At 69.4% G+C, this 1,664-nt stretch carries 1 protein-coding gene; it reads right to left on the bottom strand.

Translation table 11 applies throughout. From position 1 onward, the window contains the following. On the bottom strand, nt 1-1,357 hold a 1,357-nt coding region (locus tag ACRDP3_RS05925; protein ID WP_431515754.1), incomplete at its 3' end, for a PIG-L family deacetylase. Nucleotides 1,358-1,664 lie beyond the last annotated feature (307 nt).

Genomic DNA, 1,664 nt, shown 5'->3' with positions numbered 1-1,664 from the left:
CGGTCTTGAAGGTGACCGAGGTGTCGTCGCCGTTGCCGCGGGGATCGAGCGCGATCTCGACGGAGTCGGTCCGCCAGTGCCTCTTGGCGTCGTCCTTGTCCAGGCGGGTCCCCTCCCGGTCGTCCGTAACCGTGACCAGTACGAAGAGGTCATCACCGTGCCGGGACATCTTCGCCGTCGCCGAACAGTCGGCAGCGCTCGCCTCGTCACCCTCCCAGTGCCGCAGGGCCAACTCCGGGCCCGGGTACTCGCCGTCGCCTTCAACGCCGTTCAGCACCGGGGCCACGGCGACCTCGGGAACCGTAGTGGACGGCGCGGCCGGATAGTCGGGCTGTGCATTGTTGGCCAGCCAGGGCAACCCCACCCGCCGCGTCCATGCGCGGAACTCGGCGTACACGGGCCGGAGTTCGCCCTGCCCACGCACAGGCGCCTTGACTACCTCCCCCTTCTCCGCCAGCACGCTGAACCAGTCCGAACCCAGCTTCTCGGGGTCCGTGGGAACCTCGGGCGGCAGCGCGGCGAAGCCCTGGCTGCGATACATGCGGGCCGCGTCCCGCTCCACCTGCGCCCAGGACTTCCCGTGCTCGCGCGAGGTGTGCCCCGACCAGACGCCGACAACGGGCAGGCCGGTGTCCGGGTCGGTGTGGCGTTCCTTGGCCGCATCCGGCCCGAGAAGCCCCGAGAATCGGCGATTCTGGGAGAGCAGCCGCCGAGGGCGCCACGGCTTCAGTCCCTCGCACGTCATCTGATCGGGGAAGGCGCGGTCGTCACCGGCCAGGAAGAACGCCTCGATCGCCAGCCGCGCCGACGTCTGGTGCCCACCGTGCTGATTGAACGGACGGGGCTCCATGGTCACGACGGTGTGCGGTGTGGCCATGCGGAACAGCCGGACCATGCGTTCCAACGTGTCCTGCTCGCGCCAGATCCGCTCGGTGAGCGGGGCGGAGAGCGTGTACCAGAAATCCGGCTTGTCGAGGTAGAAGATGTTCTCGATCCCCGCGAGTGCGGTTGCGGAGCGCTCCTCGTCCTCACGCAGCATGCCGAGCGGCGCGCCCTCCTCCGGGCCGACCGCGTTGCCGCCGCCCTCTCCTCGGGTGATGGTGACGACGCCTGTGCGGAGTCCCCGGCGTTCACGCCACAGGCCGAAGGTGGACAGGTTTCCGCCCTCGTCGTCCGGGTGGGCGCTGACGAACATCACGTCGTGGTGGGCGGGGTCACGGCGGCGTGCGCCCGTACGTCGCTCAGCTGCCCTCGCGGTGGGCGTCCCGGCCGTGTACACCGCGCCCATCAGGCCGGAAGCCATGACTGTCGTCACGAGCCGCCGAGGGGGCCCCGCCGCGCTGGCTTCCTCGCTCAAGTCGACCACGATGCAACCGCCTCTTCGTCAGCTTCTTCAGCATCTTCAGCTTCTTCAGCCCGCGGACCGTACCGGCCGCAACTCTTGGGCAGTTCCCCGCTCCAGGGCAACCATCTTGCACGCCGCGTCCGTCAACTCACCACGATCAGCGTCCGGTTGCCTCCTACGAGGAGCGAGGGTCGTGCTTCGCACGACCGTCGGCGTCCGCGCCGCCCGTAAGGCCGAAGTCGAGGTCGGGGAACGTGCTGCGCACCTCGACGACCCGCCCTTCGGCAGCCGATTTCTTGGCGGCCAGCATCACCTCGAG

It is taken from the genome of Streptomyces sp., from assembly GCF_050698815.1.
Classification (GTDB): domain Bacteria; phylum Actinomycetota; class Actinomycetes; order Streptomycetales; family Streptomycetaceae; genus Streptomyces.
Note: the sequence above shows the minus strand (reverse complement) of the source record. Positions and strands in the feature narration are given on the sequence as shown.